Source organism: Halobacillus sp. ACCC02827, assembly GCF_030291935.1.
In the GTDB taxonomy this organism is placed as follows: Bacteria; Bacillota; Bacilli; order Bacillales; family Halobacillaceae; genus Halobacillus.
In genome coordinates, this window is the sequence record NZ_CP128168.1 from 1,593,709 (window position 1) to 1,618,109 (window position 24,401).

25 protein-coding genes are annotated in these 24,401 nt (G+C 48.5%); all 25 read left to right on the plus strand.

Annotation, left to right across the window (positions count from 1 at the left end; genetic code table 11):
• The first annotated feature begins 37 nt into the window (after positions 1-37).
• On the plus strand, positions 38-1,195 hold the full coding sequence (gene ftsZ, locus QRD89_RS08535; protein ID WP_008639189.1) for a cell division protein FtsZ: 1,158 nt from the start codon (positions 38-40) through the stop codon (positions 1,193-1,195).
• 368 nt (positions 1,196-1,563) lie between these two features.
• A complete protein-coding gene (gene spoIIGA, locus QRD89_RS08540; protein ID WP_286096870.1) occupies positions 1,564-2,472 on the plus strand; it encodes a sigma-E processing peptidase SpoIIGA in 909 nt (302 codons plus the stop codon).
• Between the two features lie 17 nt (positions 2,473-2,489).
• On the plus strand, positions 2,490-3,209 hold the full coding sequence (gene sigE / locus QRD89_RS08545; protein ID WP_008639191.1) for an RNA polymerase sporulation sigma factor SigE: 720 nt from the start codon (positions 2,490-2,492) through the stop codon (positions 3,207-3,209).
• Positions 3,210-3,287: 78 nt separating this feature from the next.
• Positions 3,288-4,067, plus strand: a complete 780-nt coding sequence (sigG, locus tag QRD89_RS08550) for an RNA polymerase sporulation sigma factor SigG (protein ID WP_286096728.1) — start codon at positions 3,288-3,290, stop codon at positions 4,065-4,067.
• 100 nt (positions 4,068-4,167) lie between these two features.
• Positions 4,168-4,443 carry a YlmC/YmxH family sporulation protein gene (locus QRD89_RS08555; RefSeq protein WP_008639194.1) on the plus strand — a complete coding sequence of 92 codons (276 nt, stop codon included), beginning with the start codon at positions 4,168-4,170 and terminating at the stop codon, positions 4,441-4,443.
• A gap of 57 nt (positions 4,444-4,500) precedes the next feature.
• A complete protein-coding gene (gene pgeF / locus QRD89_RS08560; protein ID WP_286096729.1) occupies positions 4,501-5,298 on the plus strand; it encodes a peptidoglycan editing factor PgeF in 798 nt (265 codons plus the stop codon).
• Positions 5,299-5,320: 22 nt separating this feature from the next.
• Positions 5,321-5,992 carry a YggS family pyridoxal phosphate-dependent enzyme gene (locus QRD89_RS08565; RefSeq protein ID WP_008639196.1) on the plus strand — a complete coding sequence of 224 codons (672 nt, stop codon included), beginning with the start codon at positions 5,321-5,323 and terminating at the stop codon, positions 5,990-5,992.
• Between the two features lie 20 nt (positions 5,993-6,012).
• On the plus strand, positions 6,013-6,462 hold the full coding sequence (locus QRD89_RS08570; protein WP_026577508.1) for a cell division protein SepF: 450 nt from the start codon (positions 6,013-6,015) through the stop codon (positions 6,460-6,462).
• Between the two features lie 3 nt (positions 6,463-6,465).
• Positions 6,466-6,735 (plus strand): YggT family protein, encoded by a 270-nt coding sequence (locus QRD89_RS08575; RefSeq protein WP_062513343.1) that lies wholly within the window; start codon positions 6,466-6,468, stop codon positions 6,733-6,735.
• A 69-nt stretch (positions 6,736-6,804) separates the two neighbouring features.
• Complete coding sequence (locus tag QRD89_RS08580) at positions 6,805-7,596, plus strand: YlmH family RNA-binding protein (RefSeq protein WP_008639199.1); 792 nt, start codon at positions 6,805-6,807, stop codon at positions 7,594-7,596.
• A gap of 65 nt (positions 7,597-7,661) precedes the next feature.
• Entirely contained in the window at positions 7,662-8,183 is a 522-nt protein-coding gene (locus tag QRD89_RS08585; RefSeq protein WP_008639201.1) for a DivIVA domain-containing protein, read from the plus strand.
• A 168-nt stretch (positions 8,184-8,351) separates the two neighbouring features.
• The gene (lspA, locus tag QRD89_RS08590) at positions 8,352-8,825 is read left to right on the plus strand and encodes a signal peptidase II (RefSeq protein WP_008639203.1); all 474 of its coding nucleotides are present in this window, start codon (positions 8,352-8,354) and stop codon (positions 8,823-8,825) included.
• On the plus strand, positions 8,822-9,733 hold the full coding sequence (locus QRD89_RS08595) for an RluA family pseudouridine synthase (RefSeq protein ID WP_026577507.1): 912 nt from the start codon (positions 8,822-8,824) through the stop codon (positions 9,731-9,733). Before lspA ends, QRD89_RS08595 begins: the two co-directional genes overlap by 4 nt.
• An 82-nt stretch (positions 9,734-9,815) precedes the next feature.
• The gene (gene pyrR / locus QRD89_RS08600) at positions 9,816-10,466 is read left to right on the plus strand and encodes a bifunctional pyr operon transcriptional regulator/uracil phosphoribosyltransferase PyrR (RefSeq protein ID WP_286096730.1); all 651 of its coding nucleotides are present in this window, start codon (positions 9,816-9,818) and stop codon (positions 10,464-10,466) included.
• Between the two features lie 168 nt (positions 10,467-10,634).
• Positions 10,635-12,029: a solute carrier family 23 protein gene (locus QRD89_RS08605; RefSeq protein WP_286096731.1), complete on the plus strand. Its 1,395-nt coding sequence runs from the start codon at positions 10,635-10,637 to the stop codon at positions 12,027-12,029.
• A gap of 181 nt (positions 12,030-12,210) precedes the next feature.
• Positions 12,211-13,089, plus strand: coding sequence for an aspartate carbamoyltransferase catalytic subunit (locus QRD89_RS08610; protein ID WP_026577505.1), 879 nt, complete (start codon positions 12,211-12,213; stop codon positions 13,087-13,089).
• On the plus strand, positions 13,090-14,379 hold the full coding sequence (gene pyrC / locus QRD89_RS08615; RefSeq protein ID WP_062513347.1) for a dihydroorotase: 1,290 nt from the start codon (positions 13,090-13,092) through the stop codon (positions 14,377-14,379).
• Positions 14,360-15,469, plus strand: coding sequence for a carbamoyl phosphate synthase small subunit (locus QRD89_RS08620; protein ID WP_026577503.1), 1,110 nt, complete (start codon positions 14,360-14,362; stop codon positions 15,467-15,469). The genes pyrC and QRD89_RS08620 overlap by 20 nt, the downstream gene beginning before the upstream one ends.
• On the plus strand, positions 15,448-18,648 hold the full coding sequence (carB, locus tag QRD89_RS08625; protein WP_026577502.1) for a carbamoyl-phosphate synthase large subunit: 3,201 nt from the start codon (positions 15,448-15,450) through the stop codon (positions 18,646-18,648). The genes QRD89_RS08620 and carB overlap by 22 nt, the downstream gene beginning before the upstream one ends.
• Positions 18,645-19,406, plus strand: a complete 762-nt coding sequence (locus QRD89_RS08630; RefSeq protein WP_286096732.1) for a dihydroorotate dehydrogenase electron transfer subunit — start codon at positions 18,645-18,647, stop codon at positions 19,404-19,406. Before carB ends, QRD89_RS08630 begins: the two co-directional genes overlap by 4 nt.
• Positions 19,403-20,335: a dihydroorotate dehydrogenase gene (locus tag QRD89_RS08635; RefSeq protein ID WP_286096733.1), complete on the plus strand. Its 933-nt coding sequence runs from the start codon at positions 19,403-19,405 to the stop codon at positions 20,333-20,335. The genes QRD89_RS08630 and QRD89_RS08635 overlap by 4 nt, the downstream gene beginning before the upstream one ends.
• On the plus strand, positions 20,301-21,023 hold the full coding sequence (gene pyrF, locus QRD89_RS08640; RefSeq protein WP_286096871.1) for an orotidine-5'-phosphate decarboxylase: 723 nt from the start codon (positions 20,301-20,303) through the stop codon (positions 21,021-21,023). The genes QRD89_RS08635 and pyrF overlap by 35 nt, the downstream gene beginning before the upstream one ends.
• Entirely contained in the window at positions 20,998-21,627 is a 630-nt protein-coding gene (gene pyrE, locus QRD89_RS08645; protein WP_026577500.1) for an orotate phosphoribosyltransferase, read from the plus strand. The genes pyrF and pyrE overlap by 26 nt, the downstream gene beginning before the upstream one ends.
• A 64-nt stretch (positions 21,628-21,691) precedes the next feature.
• Entirely contained in the window at positions 21,692-21,964 is a 273-nt protein-coding gene (locus QRD89_RS08650) for a hypothetical protein (protein ID WP_235601483.1), read from the plus strand.
• Positions 21,965-22,114: 150 nt separating this feature from the next.
• Entirely contained in the window at positions 22,115-24,301 is a 2,187-nt protein-coding gene (locus tag QRD89_RS08655) for an FUSC family protein (protein WP_286096734.1), read from the plus strand.
• Positions 24,302-24,401: the final 100 nt, after the last annotated feature.

Consider the following 24,401-nt stretch of genomic DNA (forward strand, 5'->3'; position numbering starts at 1 on the left):
TAAATCTTGTAATCTCGTGTATTAGGAGGAACGGAAGATGTTAGATTTTGATACAAGCATGGACCAACTGGCAACCATTAAAGTAATCGGGGTAGGCGGCGGCGGTAGCAACGCCGTCAACCGTATGATCGAGCACGGTGTCCAAGGTGTCGAATTCATTGCGGTGAATACGGACGCCCAGGCACTGAACTTATCTAAAGCAGAAGTCAAAATGCAGATCGGCGGTAAATTAACGCGTGGTCTTGGTGCGGGTGCGAACCCGGAAGTAGGCCGTAAAGCAGCAGAAGAAAGCAAAGAGCAGCTCGAGGAAGCCCTTCAAGGAGCAGACATGGTGTTCGTTACTGCCGGAATGGGTGGAGGTACCGGAACAGGTGCTGCACCGGTTATCGCCCAGGTGGCTAAAGAACTTGGTGCTTTGACTGTAGGTGTCGTGACACGTCCGTTCACATTTGAAGGACGTAAGCGTTCTACACAAGCTACAGGCGGAATTGAAGGATTGAAAGGCGCAGTCGATACACTGATCGTTATTCCTAACGACCGCCTTCTTGAAATCGTTGATAAAAATACTCCGATGCTTGAAGCGTTCCGCGAAGCGGATAACGTCCTTCGTCAAGGTGTCCAAGGTATTTCCGATCTGATTGCCGTTCCTGGATTAATTAACGTCGACTTTGCAGACGTGAAGACCATCATGGTCGATAAAGGATCTGCATTGATGGGAATCGGTATAGCAACAGGAGAAAGCAGAGCAGCGGAAGCAGCGAAGAAAGCGATCTCCTCCCCGTTGCTTGAAACATCGATTGATGGCGCACACGGTGTCCTTATGAACATCAGTGGAGGCGCTAACTTAAGCCTCTATGAGGTACAGGAAGCGGCAGATATCGTAACATCCGCAGCAGATCAGGAAGTAAACGTCATCTTCGGTTCCGTTATCAATGAGAACTTGAAAGATGAAATCGTTGTGACCGTGATCGCTACTGGATTTGACGAGTCCCAACTTGCACAGGGACAGCAGAAGAAACGCCCTCAGGCAAACCCGGCAAGCCAGCCTAAACAGGTGGAGCAGCAGCCGGAGCGACAGAGCGTTCGTGAAGAACAGCCACGTCGTCATACACCACAGCCCCAGCAGAAACCGAATCAGGAAGAAGACACGCTGGATATTCCGACATTCTTGCGTAACCGCAACCGCCGTCGATAAACCAGTTTTCGAAAAACCGCCTTTTCAGGCGGTTTTTTTTGTTCTGAAAACCCGATTTCAAGGGAACTTTCCTATTCTACGGATTCATCCAGCCAAATTTATGAAATAAAATTCATCTTACGAAAAGCCGTCTGTTTTCCGCGTTTTATGCGTTCCTAAGGCTATATTCCCTTAACCTTCTCCCTTAATACATTTGCTTTCTCTTTTATTTTCCTTCGTCGACTCTTTCGTATTAGAAGCAGCAGGAGTATGATTTCACCCTTCTACAAAACTTGCTAAATACAGGTTCAGATTCTGACAGACTTTTCATAAGGACGGCCTTATACTTTTTTAGTAACAGCAGACAGAGAAGGAGGGGAGAGGGAATCATATACCTAGATGCTGTTTGGTTGCTCAATTTATTGATGGACGGGATGATTCTTTCGCTTACACAGGGGGTAACGCGGTCAAAGTCATCCAGGCTACGGATGGTAACAGGCGCCTTTGTTGCATCGACCATCGTCCCTATCACGATCTACATGCCGGATTCGTGGATGGTCAGCAGTATGGGTAAACTTGTTTTTTCTCTGCTTATCATTTGGGTAACCTTTACATTCACCTCTCTCCGCGCATTTTTCGTCCAGTGGATCAGTTTTTATTTCATTACGTTTGCGATCGGTGGAAGCATGATGGGGGTACACTATTTCCTGGCTTCAGAAGTGAATGTGCTGCACGGAGCGGTCGTGACGTTTCGCGGTGGTTACGGCGACCCGGTCAGTTGGCTGTTTGTCGTCCTGGGATTTCCGGTCTCTTATTTTTTTACAAAATGGCGTTTGAACCAAGTCAGTGTCCACCGGATGAAGCTCGAAGATATTTACGACGTGACGGTGGAGTGGCAGGGGCGGCAGGCAGTTTGTAAAGGGCTCGTCGACAGTGGAAATCAGCTCACCGATCCGCTCAGCGGAAAAATTGTATTTTTAGCAGATCAGCACCTGTGGGGGCAGTTTTTTTCAAAAGTAGAATTGGATCGTTTGGATGTGGACAAGGTGACGGTTACGATGGAGGACTTGGCGGAAGAGACACAGGCTGCGATCCGGCTCGTTCCATTCAGGGCAGCCGGGTCTCAAAGCGGCCTGCTGTTGACACTGGTTGTCGAGCGGATCATTGTCCATACGGATGCGGGGGATTTAGAAATGAAGCATCCGCTGCTCGGCGTCCAGCAGAAGGATTTGACTCATGATCGTCTTTATCACATGCTTATTCACCCGCACATGATGGTAAAAGGTAAATCTGCATGATCCAGGAGGGGGATTCGATGTTCAAATGGTTCTTTAAGGCGAGGCTGTGGTACTACCGTCTGCTTATGAAGCTTGGTATCAAGCAGGATGAAATTTACTATATCGGAGGAAGCGAAGCGCTGCCTCCGCCACTTTCGAGAGAGGAAGAGAAAGAACTGCTCGAGCTGCTTCCAAAAGGAGACAAAGCGGCAAGGGCGATGTTGATCGAAAGGAACTTGAGGCTCGTCGTTTACATTGCCAGAAAGTTTGAAAACACAGGGTTGAACATAGAAGATTTAATCAGTATCGGGACGATCGGGCTCATTAAAGCCGTCAATACGTTCGATCCCGAGAAAAAAATCAAGCTTGCCACCTATGCTTCCCGCTGTATAGAAAATGAGATTCTTATGCACTTGAGGAAGAGCAATAAATTAAAAACAGAGGTATCTTTCGATGAGCCGTTGAACGTCGATTGGGATGGCAATGAGCTGCTGCTGTCGGATATCCTCGGTACGGAAGAGGACATCATTACAAAAGGAATCGAGAAGAAAATTGATAAGAAATTGTTGAAATCGGCATTGGAGCAGTTGAACGACCGGGAAAAACAAATTATGGAGCTCAGGTTCGGTCTTATCGGTAAGAAGGAAAAGACGCAGAAGGACGTAGCGGACATGATGGGCATTTCCCAGTCCTATATATCAAGGCTCGAAAAGAAAATCATCCGCAGGCTTCAGAGAGAATTCGATAAAATGGTATAAGAGCATCGTGCATAAATTTTCCTCCCAGGGAGATACTTAGAACTGATTACAGTCACAGCTTCTTGGGAGGGTCTTACATTGACACGACATAAAGTAGAAATATGCGGCGTAGATACATCGAAACTTCCAGTACTGAAGAACACGGAAATGAAAGACCTGTTCAAACGACTGCAAAGCGGGGAAATCGAAGCGAGGGAACAACTGGTAAATGGAAACCTCCGTCTCGTATTGTCCGTCATCCAGCGTTTTAACAACCGTGGAGAATATGGGGACGATTTGTTTCAGGTCGGTTGTATTGGTCTAATGAAATCGATTGATAATTTTGACCTGAGTCATAATGTTAAATTCTCCACGTATGCGGTTCCGATGATCATCGGGGAGATCCGCCGATACCTTCGGGACAATAATCCGATTCGTGTATCCCGTTCCCTGCGGGATACGGCATACAAAGCACTGCAGATGCGCGAGAAGATGATTGGTGAAACGAATAAAGATCCGGCTCCTCATGAAATTGCCGAACGCATGGGTGTTCCGAAAGAAGATGTCGTTTTCGCGATGGATGCGATTCAGGATCCCGTTTCCCTCTTTGAGCCGATTTACAATGACGGTGGAGATCCTATCTTCGTGGTTGATCAATTGAAAGACGACCGCGAGAAGGATTCCGTCTGGCTTGATGAATTATCTCTCAGGGAAGGCATGAAGAAGTTGAATGACCGTGAGAAAATGATTTTGACGAAGCGGTTCTTTCAAGGGAAGACACAGATGGAGGTCGCTGATGAGATCGGCATCTCCCAGGCACAGGTTTCCCGTCTGGAAAAGGCGGCGATTAAAGAAATGAATGCTTCGATGTTTCAATGATGATCCAGCGCTCCGCCGATCCGGCGGGGCTTTTTTTATGCATGGCTCTTTTTCTATTCCTGTTTCTTTCTGCATATAGTGTAAGAGAGGAGGGGAATACATGAAAATCACGGAACTGCAGATGAAAGACGTCATTGCCATGGAAACAGGAGAGCGTCTTGGATATATAAGCGACTTGGATATTGATACACAGCGGGGCCGTCTTAAAGGGCTTGTGCTCACGTTAAAAGGGAAAGCAATGGGGTTGTTCGGGAAGGAGGAAGAGCTTGTCATACCTTGGGATCAGATCGTCAATATCGGTGCGGATGTCATTTTAGTGAAAAAGTCCGCCTACAAGGGCATCCCTACGTCCCAAAAGGCAGAATCAGAGGAATAAAACAAGAAATAAGCGGAATTATGTGTTAAAATGAAGAGAAATTGAGGTGTTGAAAATATGGAACCCTTCAAACGGAAATCAGAGAAGCAGCTGGCTTGTTTGGAAAACTTCCCGGAACTTGTAGCGGGAATTTCCACAAGAAGCGGCGGCTGCAGTCAAAATCCTTATCACACATTGAACATGGGGCTCCATGTCGAAGATGAAGCGGAAACCGTTGTGAAAAATAGACAAAGGCTTGCGGAGGAGCTTGCATTTCCTCTGGAAAGCTGGGTCATCGGCGAGCAGATACACGGGACGAAGATTCACGTCGTACAGAGGAGTGACCGCGGAAAGGGTGCGGCTTCCCATGCGACGGCTGTGGCCGGCGTAGATGGGCTGATCACGAAAGAGCGGGGCATACTTCTTGCGGCTTTCTTCGCGGATTGTGTTCCCCTTTACTTTTACGATCCGGAAACCGGATGGATCGGTATCGCTCATGCCGGGTGGAAAGGGACTGTAAAAGAAATGGCGGGGAAGATGCTTGACGCTCTTCTGGAGCAGGGATGCCGCAAAGAGGATATCCGTGTCATCATCGGACCGTCCATCGGGATGGAGCGCTACGAAGTCGATGATAAAGTAGCGGATGCTGTTCCTGATGCTCACAAAAAAGCGTGTTTGATCGAGCAGGAGGCGGGGAAATATCTTCTTGACTTGAAATCGCTTCATGCCCATATGCTGATCAAGAAAGGTATCCCGTTGGAACATCTGCATGTATCGGGATATTGTACATACGAGGAAGAGGCGGTCTTTTATTCCCATCGGCGCGACCATGGAAAAACGGGACGCATGCTCGGGTTCATCGGGTTCCCGGAATGATAAGAGAAGAAGGAGTTTTGGAATGACGGTCGAAGAAAACCTGGCAACTATCGAACAGAATATAAGACAAGCCTGTGGCAACTGCGGAAGAGCCATGGAGGAAATCACTTTGATCGCTGTTACGAAATATGTCACGATCGAGCGTGCCAGAGAAGCAGTCGCAGCAGGCGTGACCAATCTTGGTGAAAATCGTAAAGAGGGCTTGCTGGAGAAATACGATGAAATTGGCGATGATGCTTCCTGGCACTTTATCGGTTCCCTCCAGACCAGGAAAGTGAAAGATATCATTGATAAAGTTTCAGTCATCCACTCCCTGGATCGCAAATCATTAGCCAAAGAAATCCATAAACGCGCAGACAAGCCTGTTCCGTGCTTCGTCCAGGTGAACATAAGTGAAGAAGAGAGTAAACACGGCTTGCAGGCACAGGAAGTCCCTGCATTTATCGAAGCGATCAAGGAATATTCGAATGTCCGTGTCGTAGGCCTTATGACAATGGCCCCGCATACGGACGATGAAGAGAGACTGAGGGGTGTGTTCCGTCAGTTAAGAGCTTTAAGAGACAGAATTAGAGACAAAGGGTACGCCCATGCTCCATGTGAACACTTATCGATGGGGATGAGCAACGACTACGCCTTAGCTGTCGAAGAAGGTGCGACACACGTCCGGATTGGGACAAGCCTTGTCGGTGAATAAAAAAATCAGAGGTGATAACAATGAGTATGAAGAATAAATTTCGTTCTTTTTTCACATTGGATGATGAATATGAATATATCGAAGAAGAAGTAGAGGATGAGGTGGAAGAGGAGCAAACGTACAACCAGCGCTCCCAGAAGAAACAGGATACTGGTAACGTTGTATCCTTGAAGAGTGCGAAAGGCTCATCCAAAATGGTTTTGAGTGAGCCCAGCAGCTACAACGAAGCCCAGAACATCGCCGATCAACTCGTCAGCCGCCGTGCGGTCGTTATTAATCTTCAGCGCGTCGATCATATGCAGGCGAAGAGAATTGTGGATTTTTTGAGCGGCACCGTTTATGCTATAGGTGGAGATATTCAGAAACTCGGTTCACAGACGTTTCTGTGTACGCCGGATAACGTGGAGATTTCCGGATCCATTTCGGAAATGCTTTCACAGGAAGATGACGACATTAACAGAAGGTGGTAGGCCATGGCGTTTTTGTTTAATATTATTGGAACGGTCATACAACTATATAGTTGGGTTTTAATCATTTATATCCTTCTTTCCTGGTTTCCTGGAGCAAGGGAATCCAGCTTCGGAGAAATATTGGGAAGACTTGCGGAACCTTTCCTGGAACCGTTCCGAAGAATTATCCCGCCGCTTGGAATGATTGACATTTCGCCGATTGTGGCGATCCTGGTCCTTCGTTTTGCCGGGCAGGGATTGAATCAACTGTATTTCATGCTTTCAGGACTTTAAAACAAGGAACAGGTCATAGAGCCCGTGCTCTTTATCTGTTCCTTTTCGTAATTATGGAGGTTGGAAGATTTGGAGATCTATCAACATTTTCGCAAAGAGGAACAACCATTCATCGACCAGGTGACGGCGATGCGGGAGGAAGTCGCCATGAAGTACCAGCGGAAGCTGACAGACTTTCTCGATCCTAGGCAGCAGATGATCGTGAAGACGATTCTCGGCAACGATCCCGACCTTATCTACGGCATGGAAGGCGGCGGTGCGTCGAATGAACGGAAACGGGCGATTCTTGCGCCGGATTATGAAATACTTGCACCGGAGGACTATCAGCTCGTTCTTTTGGAGGCGTCGTACCCGGATAAGTTCGTCACTCTGGAGCACAGGGATGTCCTCGGTGCTTTTATGTCTCTGGGCATCCGTCGCGAGAAGCTTGGTGATTTGATTGTCCGGGACGGCAAAATCCAGATCATCGCGGCGTCAGAAATCAGCGAATACATTAAAATGAACCTGACCGGCGTTAAACGCTCAAACGTCCAATTCGAAGAAAAACCGTTTTCTGCATTGCTGGAGAGCGATGAGGAATGGGCGGAAAGGGAGTCTACGGTCTCCTCACTCCGGCTTGACGTCCTCGTCAAAGAGATCTACGGTATGTCCCGTAAAAAAGCAGGTCTGTTTATTGATTCCGGTCAAGTGAAAGTGAACTACCGGGTCGTGGAAGATCCCGCCTTTTCTCTGGAAGAAGGAGACATGCTTTCCCTTAGAGGAAAAGGGAGAAGCAGGCTGCTTCAAGTGCTCGGCCAGACGAAAAAAGAGAAATACAAGGTGAAGACAGCTAAATTAAATGGAACGAATCCTTCGAAATAGCAGGATTTGGCCGTTCCATGTCGAAATGGAATACGTACATGGATTTGATATAGGAGGTGGATGGTGTGCCTTTAACACCACTGGATATTCATAATAAAGAATTTACGAAGGGTTTTCGCGGCTACGACGAAGATGAAGTAAATGAGTTCCTGGATCAGGTGATCAAGGACTACGAAATCGTCATACGTCAAAAGAAAGAGCTTGAGCGCGAGGTCACGCAGCTGAATGAGCGTCTCAGCCATTTCAATACAATTGAAACAACGCTCAACAAGTCGATCCTGGTAGCACAGGAGACGGCCGAGGAAGTAAGAAACAACGCAAATAAAGAATCGAAGCTGATTGTAAAAGAAGCAGAGAAGAATGCCGATCGTATCATCAATGAGGCTCTTGAGAAATCCCGCCGCCTTTCCATTGAAGTGGAAGAAATGAAGAAGCAGGCAAAAGTGTTCAAGACACGCTTGCGTATGCTGGTGGAAGCCCAGATTGATATGATTGAAAACGATGATTGGAACCACATCTTCCAGACGGAAATCGATGATGAAACGGATGTGGAAGAAGAAGAAAAAGCGTACAGCCCGCAGGCGTAAGGGACGTACATAAGGATAAAGCAATTCTTTCATTATAGGTTTTTAATTCAGATCAACGGATGTACCTGTGTATAGAAGATGCCGCCCTCTAATTGGACGGCATCTTTTCTATGGGCAGGTCGATTTTATGGTACAATAGCCTAGGAATATGTTTGATGGAGGACGCTTATGTATGTGTATTATTTGATTATCATTGCATTGATTGCGCTTGATCAATGGACCAAATGGCTCGTCGTGACTAAAATGAATCTCGGCGAGAGCATTACGATTATAGAAGATTTCTTCTACCTGACCTCGCACCGAAACCAGGGAGCCGCATGGGGGATTCTGCAGGGGCAGATGTGGTTCTTCTATATCATCACGGTTCTTGTGATTGCTTTTGTCGTTTATTACCTGCATCAATATGGCAGAAAAAGCCGTTTTGTCGGTGTCGCGCTAGCATTTATTCTTGCCGGTGCCGTCGGGAACTTCATTGACCGCGTGTTCCGTAAAGAAGTCGTTGATTTCGCGAACACGTACATTTTCACGTATAATTTTCCGATATTTAATATCGCCGATTCGTCCCTCGTCATAGGAGTGATCCTTATCATGATCGCTACATTCGTCGACGAGCGGAGAAAGAAAGGAAGTTTGAACTCTTGAGTGAACAGTATATCGTAACAGAGAATGATCAATCATCACGCATCGATAAACTCTTGGCAGAACTGATTGAAGACGCCTCCCGTTCCCAGATCCAGGGGTGGCTGAAAGACGGCGTCGTCAAAGTTGACGATCAGCCGGTGAAGAGCAATTATAAAGTACAGGAAGGTAATGTCATCACATGGTATATCCCGGAGCCGGAGCCGATGGATATCCTTCCGGAAGATATTCCGCTTGATGTTGTCTACGAAGATGAAGATGTGATTGTGGTCAACAAACCATCCGGTATGGTGATCCACCCGTCTGCGGGACACTATTCCGGTACACTCGTTAATGCTCTTCTGCATCATTGTGATGACTTGTCAGGCATCAACGGTGTCGAGCGCCCGGGTATCGTCCACAGGATCGATAAAGATACAAGCGGCCTGCTGATGGTAGCTAAAAATGATGTGGCACACCAATCATTGGCACGCCAGCTGTCTGAGAAATCGGTGGAGCGTAAATATGTGGCTATCGTTCATGGAGACATCACACACGAATACGGTACCATTGATGCCCCGATCGGCCGGGATACGAGGGACCGCCAGCGAATGGCCGTCGTCGATAACGGACGCGATGCGGTCACCCATTTTCGTGTGCTGCAGCACTTTGAAGACTATACGTTGGTAGAGTGCCGTCTGGAAACCGGACGTACCCACCAGATTCGTGTACACATGCGCTATATCAGCCATCCGCTTGCCGGAGATCCGAAGTACGGCCCGCGCAAAACGCTCGATTTGGACGGACAGGCCCTTCATGCCAAGTTGCTTGGTTTTGAGCATCCTCGCACCGGGGAATGGAAGCAGTTCGAAGTGGAACCGCCGGAGGAATTCAAGGAAGCTCTTCGTTATTTGGAGACAAGAGAAGGATAATTGTCGAATCCCTTCTTGACAAATAAGCCGTGCTTTGACATAATCGGATATAGAAATTAACAGACCTTTAAAAGACAGTCCCGTGAGGCTGAGAAGGAAAACGGTAAGAATGCGCGATTCGTGTATTCACAAAGCCACTTTTCTGCCCTCATGCGGAAAAGTGGCTTTTTTGTTGAAGGAGAGAGCGTGCATGAAAGCGAAAGCGACGGTCCTTGATGACGCGGCCATCCGCCGTGCATTGACGAGAATTTCCCACGAGATCATCGAAAAGAACAAAGGGATAGAAGATTTGGTCCTTGTAGGAATCAAGACCCGCGGGGTGCCGATTGCCCAGCGCCTGAAACATAAGATCCAGGAGATAGAAGGGGCGGAACTTCCGGACGGGGAGCTTGATATCACGCTGTACCGGGATGACCTTACTCCGGAAACGGATGCTCCGGAACCGCAGCTGAAGGAAACGAACATCAAGGCTGATATCGACGGAAAGAAAGTGATCCTCGTCGATGACGTCCTCTATACAGGTCGGACGGTGCGTGCCGCAATGGACGCCCTCATCGACCATGGCCGACCAAGCCAAATCCAGTTGGCCGTCCTCGTGGATCGAGGACACAGGGAGCTTCCGATCCGTGCCGATTACGTCGGAAAGAACGTTCCCACTTCCCTTGAGGAAGTTATAACTGTTACTTTATCCGAAACGGATGAAGCAGATGAAGTGAGAATTTATGAAAAATGAAACAGATAATCCGGTCCTTTAAAGGAAGTCCCGTGAGGCTTCAAAGGTTCGTATCGATGAGCGTGTATCGTTGTACACGTCTACCTCTTTGCGTACCTAGGGACGCAAAGAGGTTTTTTTATGCCCCTTTGCTCCCCATGACTGTGACTGATCTAAGGAGGAATCATCATGACAAAACATAATCCAGCATTGGATATCCACGATGTACCAAAATTACACAAATGGCTCACCCTAAGCCTCCAGCATCTATTCGCCATGTTCGGAGCGACGGTTCTTGTACCGTTCCTCACCGGCTTGTCCCCGTCGGTCGCCCTCGTATCAAGCGGCTTCGGGACGCTGGCCTATCTGCTGATTACCAGAGGAAAGATCCCGGCTTATCTCGGATCAAGTTTCGCTTTCATCTATCCGATCATGGAAGTATCGAAGACACACGGGGTAGAAGGAGCAATGGTCGGAAGCTTTCTCTCCGGCCTTGTGTACGGGCTTATCGCATTATTAATCAGCATCTTCGGTACGAACTGGTTAATGAAAATTCTCCCGCCGATTGTGGTAGGTCCGGTGATCATTGTCATCGGTTTAGGTCTTTCCTCGACCGCGATTGACATGGCGATGTACCTCCCGGGCCAGGAAGAAAACATTTACAGCGGAACACACTTCATGGTCGCCCTTGTTACGCTCGCGTTGACGATTATCGCATCGATTTTCTTCAAAGGATTCTTCTCCCTTCTTCCGATATTGTTCGGAATCGTTGGAGGCTATGTTTTCGCCCTCACCCAGGGGATTGTAGATACGACTGAAATACAGGCGGAGTGGTCGGCTGTTACATCTTCAGACTCTCTCGGAGGGTTCCTTAGTGCAGTATTCCATATACCGGATTTCGTAGTCCCGTTTGCTGATTTCTCCCCGTTCGATGTGTTCAGCTGGGAAATCGTCTTCCTGATGGTTCCCTTCGCTCTCGTTACAATCACCGAACACACGGGAGATCAAATGGTGTTATCCAAAGTTGTCGGACGGAACTTCCTTAAGAATCCCGGACTTGATAAATCGATCCTCGGAGACGGAGTGGCGACGATAATCGCCTCCTGTCTCGGCGGCCCTCCGAACACAACCTACGGAGAGAATATCGGTGTCCTGGCGATCACCAGAGTCTACAGCGTGTTCGTCATTGCAGGAGCGGCGGTCATTGCCATCTTCTTCGGATTCGTCAGTATGATCACCGCAGTCATCGGTTCAATACCGAGCGCTGTGATGGGAGGCGTTTCGATCCTTCTCTTCGGGATCATCGCCTCCAGCGGCCTGCGCATGCTGATCGATAACCAGATCGACTTCGGTGAAAAGAGAAATCTGATCATCGCATCTGTCATCCTTGTTAACGGAGTCGGTGGTGCGTTCGTCCAAGTGACCGACAGCATCCAAATTGCCGGTATGGCTTTAGCTGCAATCATCGGCGTCCTGTTGAACCTGATTCTGCCCGGCAAAGAAAAGGGCATCGGCAATGGCAATATGTTCGAAGCTCCGGAAGATATGGACAAAGAGAAAGACAATCATCACGCAGCTTCCTGAAATAACCAACACTCAGTCACGTTTTAACCGAGTCCTGTGAGGCTCAGAAAGGTGTACGAGGGATTGGCTCGTTACGCATGCAGCGAGCACGACACCCCCAGACGCCTGGGGGTGTTTTTTATACCCTTCGTATCTCTATTATCACAAGATTGGAGAGATGAGAATGCCTGCAATAGAATCCTTGTCCCATTTATTATCCATGAAGAAGCTGTCCAATGAGAGGATCATGCACTTGTTTGCAACGGCGAAACATATGGAGGAGACGGATCGTCTTCCTTCTTATCAAGGGAGGTTCGCTGCCAACTTATTTTTAGAGCCGAGCACAAGAACGAAGAGCAGTTTCCACATCGCCGAACGCAGACTCGGAATGGACGTTCTTCACCTCGATGATGCAGCCTCAAGCGTCACGAAAGGAGAAAGCTTGTACGATACGCTGAAAACGCTGGAGTCGATCGGCGTCGACCTCGCCGTCGTCAGGCAGTCGGAAACAGGCATCCTGCAGGAATGTACCAAAGGATTGAACCTTTCGATCGTGAACGCTGGAGACGGCTGCGGAGAGCATCCGACACAGTCGCTTTTGGATCTCTATACGATCCACGAACATTTTAAGAGTTTCAAAGGTCTGGAAGTAACGATTGCCGGTGACTTGAAACACAGCCGAGTCGCGAGATCCAATGCCCACGCCCTGAAACAATTAGGCGCAAACGTCACATTCGTGACAAAGCCGGAATGGCAGGACCCGACTCTTACAGATCAATACATAACGATGGACGAAGCGGTCGATCGTTGTGATGCCCTGATGCTGCTGCGCATTCAACATGAAAGACATGAACAAGGTGCCTCTGTCCTGTCGTATTTAGATCAGTTTGGATTGACGAAAGAGAGAGAAGCACGCATGGGGGAACACAGCATCATTCTGCACCCTGCTCCAGTGAACAGGGGAGTAGAAATCGACAGCGACCTTGTAGAATCCAGTAAATCAAGGATCTTTACCCAAATGAAGAACGGCGTGACGGTGCGTATGGCCGTCATCGACGCATTGATGAAAGGGGAACTTTAAATGAAGAAGAAAATCATCAACGGTAAACGAATAGTCGAAGGTAGCCTGGAGTCCTGTGAAGTAGTCATCGAGGATGGACATATAGTCGAAATCGAGACTACAGCAGGGGAGGCAGATGAGGTCATCGATGCCGGAGGTAACCTTATCCTGCCGGGATTCGTGGATGTCCACGTTCATTTGAGGGAACCGGGAGGAGAAGCGAAGGAAACGATCGCAACAGGAACACAAGCGGCAGCGAAAGGCGGGTTTACAACCGTCTGTGCCATGCCGAATACGACGCCGGTTCCAGATTCTGTGGAGATAATGAAGCAGGTCCAAGCGGTTATCGATCGGGATGCCGTCATCCGAGTCCTCCCTTATGCGTCGATCACCACAAGGCAGGTAGGGAAAGAGCTTGTCGATATGGAAGCACTCAGCGGTCTTGGTACGTTTGCATTCACAGACGACGGTGTCGGAGTCCAGACAGCAGGTACGATGTATGAGGCGATGAAGGAAGCAGCGAAGTACGGAAAAGCGATCGTTGCTCACTGTGAAGATAATTCTCTTGTTTATAAGGGTGTCTCCCACCTTGGAGAGGTGAGTGAGAGGCTTGATCTCCCGGGTATCGCGAATGTGGCAGAATCGGTCCAGATTGCCAGGGATGTCCTGCTCGCAGAAGCGACAGGGTGCCATTACCACGTGTGCCACGTCTCGACGAAGGAATCTGTGAGGGTGATCCGTGATGCGAAGCGGGCCGGCATTCACGTGACAGCGGAAGTGACACCGCACCACTTGCTTTTGAATGAAGCGGACGTCAAAGAAGATGATGCTTTCTTTAAAATGAATCCTCCGCTCCGTTCCAAAGAGGATCATCAGGCACTGATCGACGGTTTGCTGGACGGAACGCTTGATTTCATTGCGACAGACCATGCGCCTCATACGGAAGAAGAGAAGCAGCAGGGCTTCCTATACTCGCCGTTCGGGATTACAGGATTGGAAACAGCATTCCCGCTTCTCTACACGCACCTGGTAGGTAAGGGAGTCCTTGATTTGGAACAACTTGTCGGGCTGTTAAGCCGGAAACCTGCAGAAACCTTCGGGCTTCCATACGGGACGCTCAAGGTCGGTGCTCCTGCCGATATTACATTGATAGATTTGGAAACAGAAAAGGCGATCGACCGCCAAACATTCGTATCGAAAGGGAAAAATACACCGTTTGACGGCTGGAAGGTGAAAGGCTGGCCGGTACGTACACTAATGAATGGAAATACAGTTTGGGAGGAGAGTTCATATGAAACAACTCGTGCTTGAGGACGGAACAATTTTTGTCGGAGAAGGGTTCGGCAGTGACAGTGAATCGATAGGGGAAGTCGTATTTAATACGGGAATGACTGGATACCAGGAAGTAATTTCAGACCCATCCTACTGTGGCCAGCTGGTCACTTTCACCTACCCGCTAGTCGGGAACTACGGCATAAACCGGGATGATTTTGAAACAGTCAACCCGGCCGTTCTCGGTGTCATCGTCAAAGAACATTGTGAACATCCATCCAATTTCAGAAATGAAGAAACGCTTGATGCTTTCCTGAAAGCGAAACATATTCCAGGCATCAGCGGAATTGATACAAGAAAGCTTACGAAGATCATTCGTCAGCACGGTACGATGCGGGCAATCATCACTTCAAGCGACCGCTCTGTTAACGAAGTGCTGCAGGAGCTCAAAGAAGCAGAACTTCCGAGGAACCAGGTGGAGCAGGTATCCACGGTCAAACCGTATGTCGTTCCCGGCCGAGGAAAGCGGATCGTTCTAATGGACTTCGGAATGAAGCACGGCATCCTGCGAGAATTCACGAAGCGGAACTGCCACGTCACCGTTGTTCCTTATCATACATCTGCCACTGAAATCGAACGGCTGAAGCCGGACGGGGTCATGCTTTCAAACGGACCTGGAGATCCGAAAGATGTACCGGAAGCGATCGAAACGATTCGCGGCTTGATCGGGAAGGTTCCGATCTTTGGTATCTGTCTTGGGCATCAGCTTATCGCGCTTGCAGCCGGTGCAGACACGTCCAAAATGAAATTCGGTCACCGCGGTGCCAACCAACCGGTCAAAGACCTTCGCTCAGGCAGAACGTATATGACGTCGCAGAACCATGGCTATGCCGTAGACAGAGGGTCGCTCCAGAACACGGATCTTGAATTGACTCAGCATTCCCTGAATGATGACAGTGTCGAAGGATTACAACATAAAGAATTTGAAGTATTCAGTGTCCAATACCACCCGGAGAGCTCTCCAGGACCTGAAGATACAGCTCATTTATTCGATGAATTTCTTGAAAGAATCGAACGTACGGAAGAGAAGACGAAGGAGGAATCTTCATGCCTAAACGCACAGATCTAAACAAAATTCTAGTTATCGGGTCCGGCCCGATTGTCATCGGACAAGCGGCGGAATTTGACTACTCCGGAACACAAGCCTGCCAGTCTTTGAAAGAAGAAGGCTATCAAGTCATTCTGGCTAACTCGAACCCGGCGACAATCATGACCGATCATACATTTGCGGACCAGGTTTACATGGAACCTCTTACCCTTGAATTTCTTAAGAAAATCATTCGGAAGGAACAACCGGACGCAATCCTGCCGACGCTTGGCGGGCAGACCGGTTTGAACTTAGCGGTAGAGTTGAGCGAATCCGGGATCCTGGAACGCTACGATGTCGAGCTGCTCGGTACTCCTCTTGATGCCATCCAACGAGCGGAGGACCGGGAGAAATTCCGTTCCCTCATGCACCAGATGGGACAGCCGGTACCTGAGAGTGAAATCGTCAGTACGGTCGATCAGGCCCTCGCTTTTGCAGATCAAATCGGCTATCCGGTAATTGTCCGTCCAGCCTACACGATGGGCGGCGCCGGAGGTGGAATGTGCGATAATGAAGAACAGCTTCGGGAAACGGCCCGAAATGGTCTGGCTCTTTCCCCTGTAAGTCAGTGTTTGATTGAACGGAACATCGCAGGATTTAAGGAAATAGAATACGAAGTTATGCGTGACAGCGCCGGTAACAAAATCGTCGTCTGTAACATGGAGAACTTCGACCCGGTAGGTATTCATACGGGAGATTCCATCGTAATCGCACCATCCCAAACGCTGAGTGACCGCGAATACCAAATGCTCAGAAATGCATCGCTTGACATCATACAGGCTTTGGAAATCGAAGGTGGATGTAACGTGCAGCTTGCACTAGATCCGCACAGCTTCCAATACTATATTATCGAAGTAAATCCACGTGTCAGTCGTTCTTCGGCGCTTGCATCGAAAGCGACAGGGTATCCAATCGCCAAGCTTGCAGCGAAGATTGCAATCGGCATGACACTGGATGAAATTAAGAACCCGGTCACGGGAACGACTTACGCCTGCTTTGAGCCGGCTCTTGACTATGTCGTTACGAAAATTCCACGCTGGCCGTTCGATAAGTTTGCCAAAGGAAATCGTAAGCTCGGTACCCAAATGAAGGCGACGGGAGAGGTCATGAGTATCGGCCGTACGTTGGAAGAATCTCTGCTTAAGGGGGTACGCTCTCTGGAAGGGGAAACCGAGGAATTCTATCTGCCGTCCGCGGTTAAGCTTGGTGATGAAGAGCTGCGTTTCCGTATGAAAAAAGCAGACGATGAGCGGATCTTCCTTTTGGCAGAAGCTCTGCGCAGGTCCTATACACTCGAGGAAATTCACGCGATCACAGGTATCGATTTCTTCTTCCTGCATAAGCTGAAGCGCATCATTGATGTAGAGAACGCAATCGCAGAAAACGGTTTGACACCAGCACTGCTGGAGAAATCCAAGAAGCTTGGTTTTTCCGATCAGCAGCTTGCACGTCTGACAGGCTCGACATCTGTTGAAATCATGCATGTCCGAAAAGAGCAGGGACTGCGCCCCGTCTACAAAATGGTAGATACGTGTGCAGGGGAATTCGCATCGGAGACACCTTACTTCTACAGTACGTATGAAGACGAGAACGAGTCCATACAGTCTGAGAAGAAGAAAGTGCTCGTCATCGGATCCGGCCCGATTCGAATCGGGCAGGGGGTCGAATTTGATTATGCAACGGTTCACTCCGTACTCGCTCTTAAAGAGATGGGATATGAAGCGATCATTATGAATAACAACCCGGAGACAGTTTCAACAGACTTTAGCGTTTCGGACAAGCTATACTTCGAACCGCTTACCATAGAAGATGTGATGAATGTGATCGACCTGGAACAGCCGGAAGGGGTCATCGTACAATTCGGCGGTCAAACGGCGATCAACCTTGTCGAAGACTTGTCTAAACAAGGGGTGCAGATCCTTGGTACGACAATGGAGTCAATTGACAAGACCGAAGACCGTGACTTGTTCGAACGCCTGTTAAATAAGCTGGATATAGCCAAACCGGGCGGAGAAAGTGTCACGAGTGAAGCAGAAGCGTATGCGGCAGCAGAAAAGATCGGCTACCCGCTGGTCGTTCGTCCTTCCTACGTCCTTGGTGGACGTGCCATGGCGATCGTATATTCCGAAGAGGAGCTGGCAGCGTATTTAGAGTCGAATGTTACGGTGCATAACGGACATCCGATCTTAGTCGACAAGTATATGACAGGGATGGAAATCGAAGTCGATGCGATTTCAGACGGAAAGGACGTCTTCATTCCAGGAATCATGGAGCATATCGAACGGGCTGGCGTTCACTCCGGAGACTCGATGGCCGTTTATCCGACGCAGCGCTTAACCGCTGATTTGGAACAACAGTGTATCGAAGCGACGACGAAAATCGCAAGGGAACTGGATATGAAAGGCTTGATCAACATCCAGTTTGTCGCTTACAAGGGTACCGCGTATGTTCTGGAGGTCAACCCTCGTGCGAGTCGTACGGTACCGTTTTTAAGCAAGATCACCGGTGTTCCAATGGCTAGGCTTGCAACCCAGGTGATTCTTGGAGAATCGCTGGCGTCTCTTGGGTACAAATCCGGTGTTGCACCAAAACCGAACGGCGTGTATGTGAAAGTGCCCGTCTTCTCCTTCGAGAAGCTTCGCAGCGTAGATACGACGCTTGGACCGGAAATGAAGTCCACTGGAGAAGTCATCGGCTATGACCAGACTCTTGAGAAAGCCTTGTACAAGGGAATGACTTCTGCTGGACTCAAGATTCCAACGCAGGGTTCGGTTCTGCTTACGGTTGCGGATAAGGACAAAGATGAGATGCTCGACATTGCCAACATCTTCTATGAGCTCGGTTTCCGCCTGTTTGCAACGGAAGGAACAGCAGCTGTTCTGAAAGAAGCGTCTATTCCGGCTGAAGCAGTCGGTAAAGTGGGGTCCGACCAACGCGATGTCATCGATCTTATCCAAAACGGAGACGTACACGTCGTCGTCAATACCCTGAACAAAGGGATGCAGTCCCGCTCTGACGGATTCCGTATCCGCCGGGAAGCTGTGGAACACGGACTTCCTTGCTTGACAAGCCTTGATACGGCGCGATCCATCGTGGACGTCATCAACGCGATGTCCTTTACGGCAAGAGCTATTGAACCGATGGAAGGGGTGACTTCATGAAGCGAGCCCTTATGAATATCATCGGACATACAAAGATTGCCAAAGATACGTATCGTCTCCTTTTGAAAGGGGATATCGTCCATGATATAAAGGCTCCCGGCCAGTTCGTCCACATTCAAGTGGACGAACGGTTTTACCTGCGCAGGCCCGTTTCCATTTCAGACATGGATGTGAAAGAGGAAACGATTATGCTGCTTTACAAAGTGATGGGGAAAGGGACCGATGCGCTCACAACAAAAAAAGTCGGGGAAGACCTTGATGTTTTAGGCCCGGGCGGCAGCGGATTCCCTGCACAGAATCTTGGCATCCGCCATGCCCTGCTCGTCGGTGGAGGGATCGGCGTACCGCCGCTTTATAATTTGGCAAAACAGCTGAAAGCAGACGGAGTAGAAGTGACAAGCGTCCTTGGGTTCCAATCTGCGGAAGATACGTTTCTTACAGAAGCATTTGCTGAATTCGGTGATGTCCATATCACGACGAATGATGGGAGCCTTGGTACGAAAGGTTTTGTCACCGATGTCCTGCCTTCAGTCGAGGAATCTTGTGATATGTATTTCACTTGCGGTCCCACCGTCATGCTGAAAGCGGTGAAGAAACAGCTGGATCATAAACCCGGATATATCTCTATGGAAGAACGGATGGGATGCGGAATCGGCGCATGTTTCGCTTGTGTCGTCGAAGCGAACGATGAGAAGGGATACCGGCGGATCTGCTGTGACGGTCCGGTATTTGACGCGAAGGAGGTTGTCCTTTCATGAAAACACAAGTTATCCTTCCAGGATTAGTACTGAAAAACCCGATTATGCCGGCGTCCGGATGTTTCGGTTTTGGGAAAGAATTTTCCGGGTTTTATGATTTGGCTGAGCTTGGAGCAGTCATCATGAAGGCAGCGACCGGTGACAAACGATACGGGAATCCCACGCCAAGAGTAGCCGAGGCGGCGAGCGGTATGCTGAATGCGATCGGTCTGCAAAATCCTGGCGTCGATGGGATCATCCGCGATGAGATCCCTTTTTTGAAGGAACAGGGTATGCCGATCATTGCGAATGTCGCAGGCAGCACCATTGAGGAATATGTCTCTGTCGCTGAGCGGATCTCTTCCCACGTCGATGCACTGGAATTGAACATTTCCTGTCCGAACGTTAAAGAAGGTGGCGTCCAATTCGGAACGGATCCCGCCTTGGCGGAAGAAGTCACGCGGAAAGTGGTCGATGCGAGTGCTGTACCGGTGTACGTCAAGCTTTCTCCGAACGTTACGGATATTGTCCTTATGGCGAGGGCCGTAGAAAAAGGCGGGGCGTCCGGTTTATCCATGATTAATACATTGACAGGGATGCGTATCGATCCAAAAACCCGTAAACCGGTGATCGCCAACCAGACCGGGGGTCTTTCAGGAGCTGCTATTAAACCGGTAAGCATCCGGATGATCCACCAGGTCTATGCTGCCGTCGATTTACCGATCATCGGGATGGGCGGAATTGAAACGGCGGAAGATGTGGTGGAGTACTTACTCGCAGGTGCGAGCGCTGTCGCTGTCGGCAGTGCCAATTTCAAGAACCCGTTCATTTGTAAGGAGATCATCGATCAATTACCGGAGACACTCCGCAAGTATGGATTTTCTTCTGTGGAAGAAGCGATAGGAGGGGCGCATGATGAAAGAACTGCAACCAGTTTATTTCGCACTTGATTTTGAAACAGGGGAAGAAGCCCTCGGGTTTCTTGAACGTCATCAGCTAACAGGAATCCCTGTTAAAGTCGGAATGGAGCTCTATTACAGGGAAGGTGCTTCCATCATCGAACGTCTAAAACAGAACGGCCACAACATTTTTCTGGATCTGAAGCTTCATGATATTCCGGAAACCGTGCGGAGAGCGATGCGCAACCTTGCTTCTCTTGGTGTAGACGTCGTCAACGTCCATGCCCAGGGGGGAAGCAGGATGATGACAAGTGCGAAACATGGCTTGCAGGAGGGAGCGGCTGGTCATACGCCAATCCTTCTTGCCGTAACTATGCTCACATCCACTGACCAATCGATGATGGAACAAGAGCTCTTATATGATCGAAAGCTCCATGATGTCGTGCTTCATTATGCACAACTGGCAGAGAAAAGCGGTGTCGACGGTGTCGTATGCTCGGTGGAGGAAGCGGAGCTTATCCACAAACATACGAAGCTTTCTGCTCTGACACCGGGGATTCGTCTTCCTGGAGGGAATGCCCACGATCAGAAACGGATAGCTACGCCTGAAATTGCCGGCCAGAAGGGCAGTAACTCCATCGTCGTCGGTCGGGCGATCAGAGATGCAGAAAACCCATTTGCTACATATCAACAAATCAAGGAGGCTTTTACTTATGGACAATCGACAGCTCATTCATGACCTTCTTTCCATCGGAGCAGTCAAAATTGAGACAGAAGACTTTTTTACTTGGACATCCGGCATTAAGTCTCCCATTTATTGCGACAACCGATTAACGATGTCTTATCCGGAGATCAGGAAAAAAATCATCGCTGCTTTTATAGAAAAGATTGAAGAACTCGGAGAGGAAGTCGATGTCATTGCGGGATGCGCAACGGCAGGTATTCCTCATGCAGCGTGGATTGCGGAAAAGCTGGAGCTTCCCATGGTTTATGTCCGTGCTTCTGCTAAAAAACACGGGAAGGGTAACCAAATCGAAGGAAGAATCCGCAAAGGGCAAAAGGCGGTCGTTATTGAAGATTTGATCTCTACAGGGAAATCTTCCATACAAGCAGCCGAGGCTCTTCAGAAGGAGGGAGTGGAGGTGCTTGAGGTCCTTTCCATCTTCACCTATGGTCTTCATAAAGCGGATGAAGCCTTTAAGGAAGCAGGACTCTCATACCGCTCCATTACAAGCTACGAAAACCTGCTGAATGCTTTGGTTGATGCGGAGCGGATGAATGAGGAAGAGCGAAGGCTGATGGCGGAATGGCGTCAGGATCCTTACATTTTTACACAAACTTAACGGGAGATGGTGTTGCTATTTAAGCAGGACACTAGTAGGATAAAAGCATCAAATAAAAATGGTGATGACAGTGAAATCAAACAAGCACTCTTGTTTCATTCTCATGAATGCCGCCCTTGGAATCCTGACCTGTTTTATTTATTTATACTCATGGGTGGCGCTCACATTTTTGGAATCGATGCCTGTACTCGAACCGGTTTTTTCTCTGACCCTTTCGATGCTGGTCTTCTTTCTCTGGAATTTTGTCATGCTTAAGAGAGAGCGGAAGCGCTACTGGGCGCAGGCGGTATTCTCCTACTTTGGTTCCGTCGCTTTTTTCGCCTATTTCCTTACGTAAGGCCACGATGCACGTCGTGGTCTTTTTGTCTGCAAAAAGTTGGAATACTTAAAAATAAGGATACGGCGGTCAAATCATTTGTCCTCACAAACAAAACGGATTACGATAGATAAGTATGAATAAAAAATCGGAAAGGGGGCGGTACACATAATGGTAGAAGCAAAACTGCGTGTGAAATATTGGTTCAGGAGATTATTAGCATCGGATCCTGGAAGAAAGCGGCTCAGTCAAGCCGGAAAGGCGACGATCAGTCTTATTTCTTCTGTTTTTACGACCATTTTCCTTATGAACATGTTCGGTCACTCCCCCTTGCTCCCGGCGGTCGTTTCCGGTATGGCGGGAATGATGGGGATCATGGTCGTCATGGATGATACGAGGAGGAAGAAGCAGGTAACGACGGGACTGCTTGCGATTTCAGCCAGTAGTGGAATTACTCTAGGCTCTTTACTTTCCTTCAATGCCGTACTAGTAGCCATCCTGATGATTATTATCATTTTCAGCAGTTTCTATTTTTCTCAGTATGGCAGCCGGTACTTCTCGCTGGGTATGATCGCCTTCTTTACAACGTATCTTTCTTCGTTTCTGAAACTCCCCCCCGCACAATTTCCATGGTTTTATCTGGCGGTCATCATCGGGATCAGTTACGCCTTCTTTTATAATTTCTATTTATTTAAAGATTCGGCTCAATTGCTCAGACGCAGCATCCAATCCTTTCACAGACAGGCGAACCTTACTTTCGAAATGATGATTGAGATTATCGAAGAGCCGGATATGACAGAGGCAAAAAAGAGAAAAGCGGAATACAATGTCAAGAAATTGAGGCAGTATGCGAGTAATGTATCGACGGATATCAATGAAGAAGACGTTCGTAAACTTTGGCAGGGTTTGAAGCCGAGTCAACTGCGTCTCTATATCTTCGATACGGCCATGTTCGTCATGACGCTTTCAGACAGCCTGAAACGTTTGAAGGAAGACGGGGCATTGGAAATGGATGAGCTGCGTTCACTGCTTGTGCGTGTCATCCATTCACTAAAGCAGGCAAAGATACTGGATACAGGAAGCGAAGATGAAAACCTGAAGGAAGCAAGAAATGTGGTACTTGCTTTAAGAAGCCTTATCGATGATCTTTTCGAAGAGCGTACCGGTCCTCCGGAAGGCTGGCTGTATCTCGTCAGACGGATTGAAGCGATCGCCTCGCATGTAACAGAAGGGGCACAGAAAGTAAGGGACGATATTGCAGATAACAGCTCAGAAGAGGTAATAGAAGAAACAGAAAAGGAAGAGGATACGGGTACCAAAGAAATGAAACCTACCACGAAAAAGGCGATTCAGTCGATGATAGCCGGAACGATTGCCATAATCGCCGGTTATTTGATATCACCGATCCAGCCTTATTGGATTGTCCTTACTGCTTTCATTGTCCTCTTGGGTACAGAGACGGTAGGAAGAACGTACTTGAAAGGCTTGGAGCGGTCCGTCGGAACGGTTATCGGCGCCGTCATCGGGTTTCTTCTTGCCAATCTCGTATCCGGACACATTGTCCTGATCATCGCTCTGTTGTTCTCCGTCGTTTTCTTCGCCTTCTATTTACTGACTGTATCCTATACGCTTATGAGTGTTTTCATTACGATGCTCATTGCTTTTATGTACGATCTCCTGCTCGGAGGAATCAGCTATCAGCTGCTGGGTGCCCGTGTCCTTGATACCATCATCGGTGCGGCAATTGCTCTAGCCGTATCTGCGTTTATTCTCCCATCCAGAACGATGGACAAGATTACGGAAGTTTTCACCGATTATCTCGAGAATTTGGAAACATACGTCACTTCCTACGTGAAAGGGTTCCGTACACCGGTGCAGGTGAAGAATTTAGCCAACACCGCTTTCGATATGGATGATAAAATCCAGGCTATGGAAGATGAAGCAAAGCCGATTCTTCAAGGCCCTGGTGCGAGGAAGTATTCCAGACTTCCAAGGTTGATCACCGTGTTTACGGCCATTAACTATTATGCTAAACATTTGGTCGCTTCCTCTTATCAGAAGAACTTTCAATATCCAGAAGAACTCTGCCGGACGTTTGAAGAAATGGAGAGGAAACTCAGCTACAATATGGAACTTGTCCAGACGTTGATCGAAACGAATAAGATTGCTGGAGAGTTTTATGACCTTAAACAAGAGAGAGAAGAAATCGAACGCCACGCTCCGAACCACAACGAAAATCAGGGCGATCTCGTTCATCACCTCTACTATGTATGGAAAATAAATCAAGCTTTGATGCTTATGGGCGATGTGCTTGGCGCAAATGAAGGGAATCAAGAAATGAAACCGCGGACCGATTAAGGTTTGCGGTTTTTCATTTATAGGTCTATGGGATGAGTGGTGGAAGGAGTATACTCCCATCTTTGGCGAAATGTGAAACAATCCCTCCCACAGTCCGTAA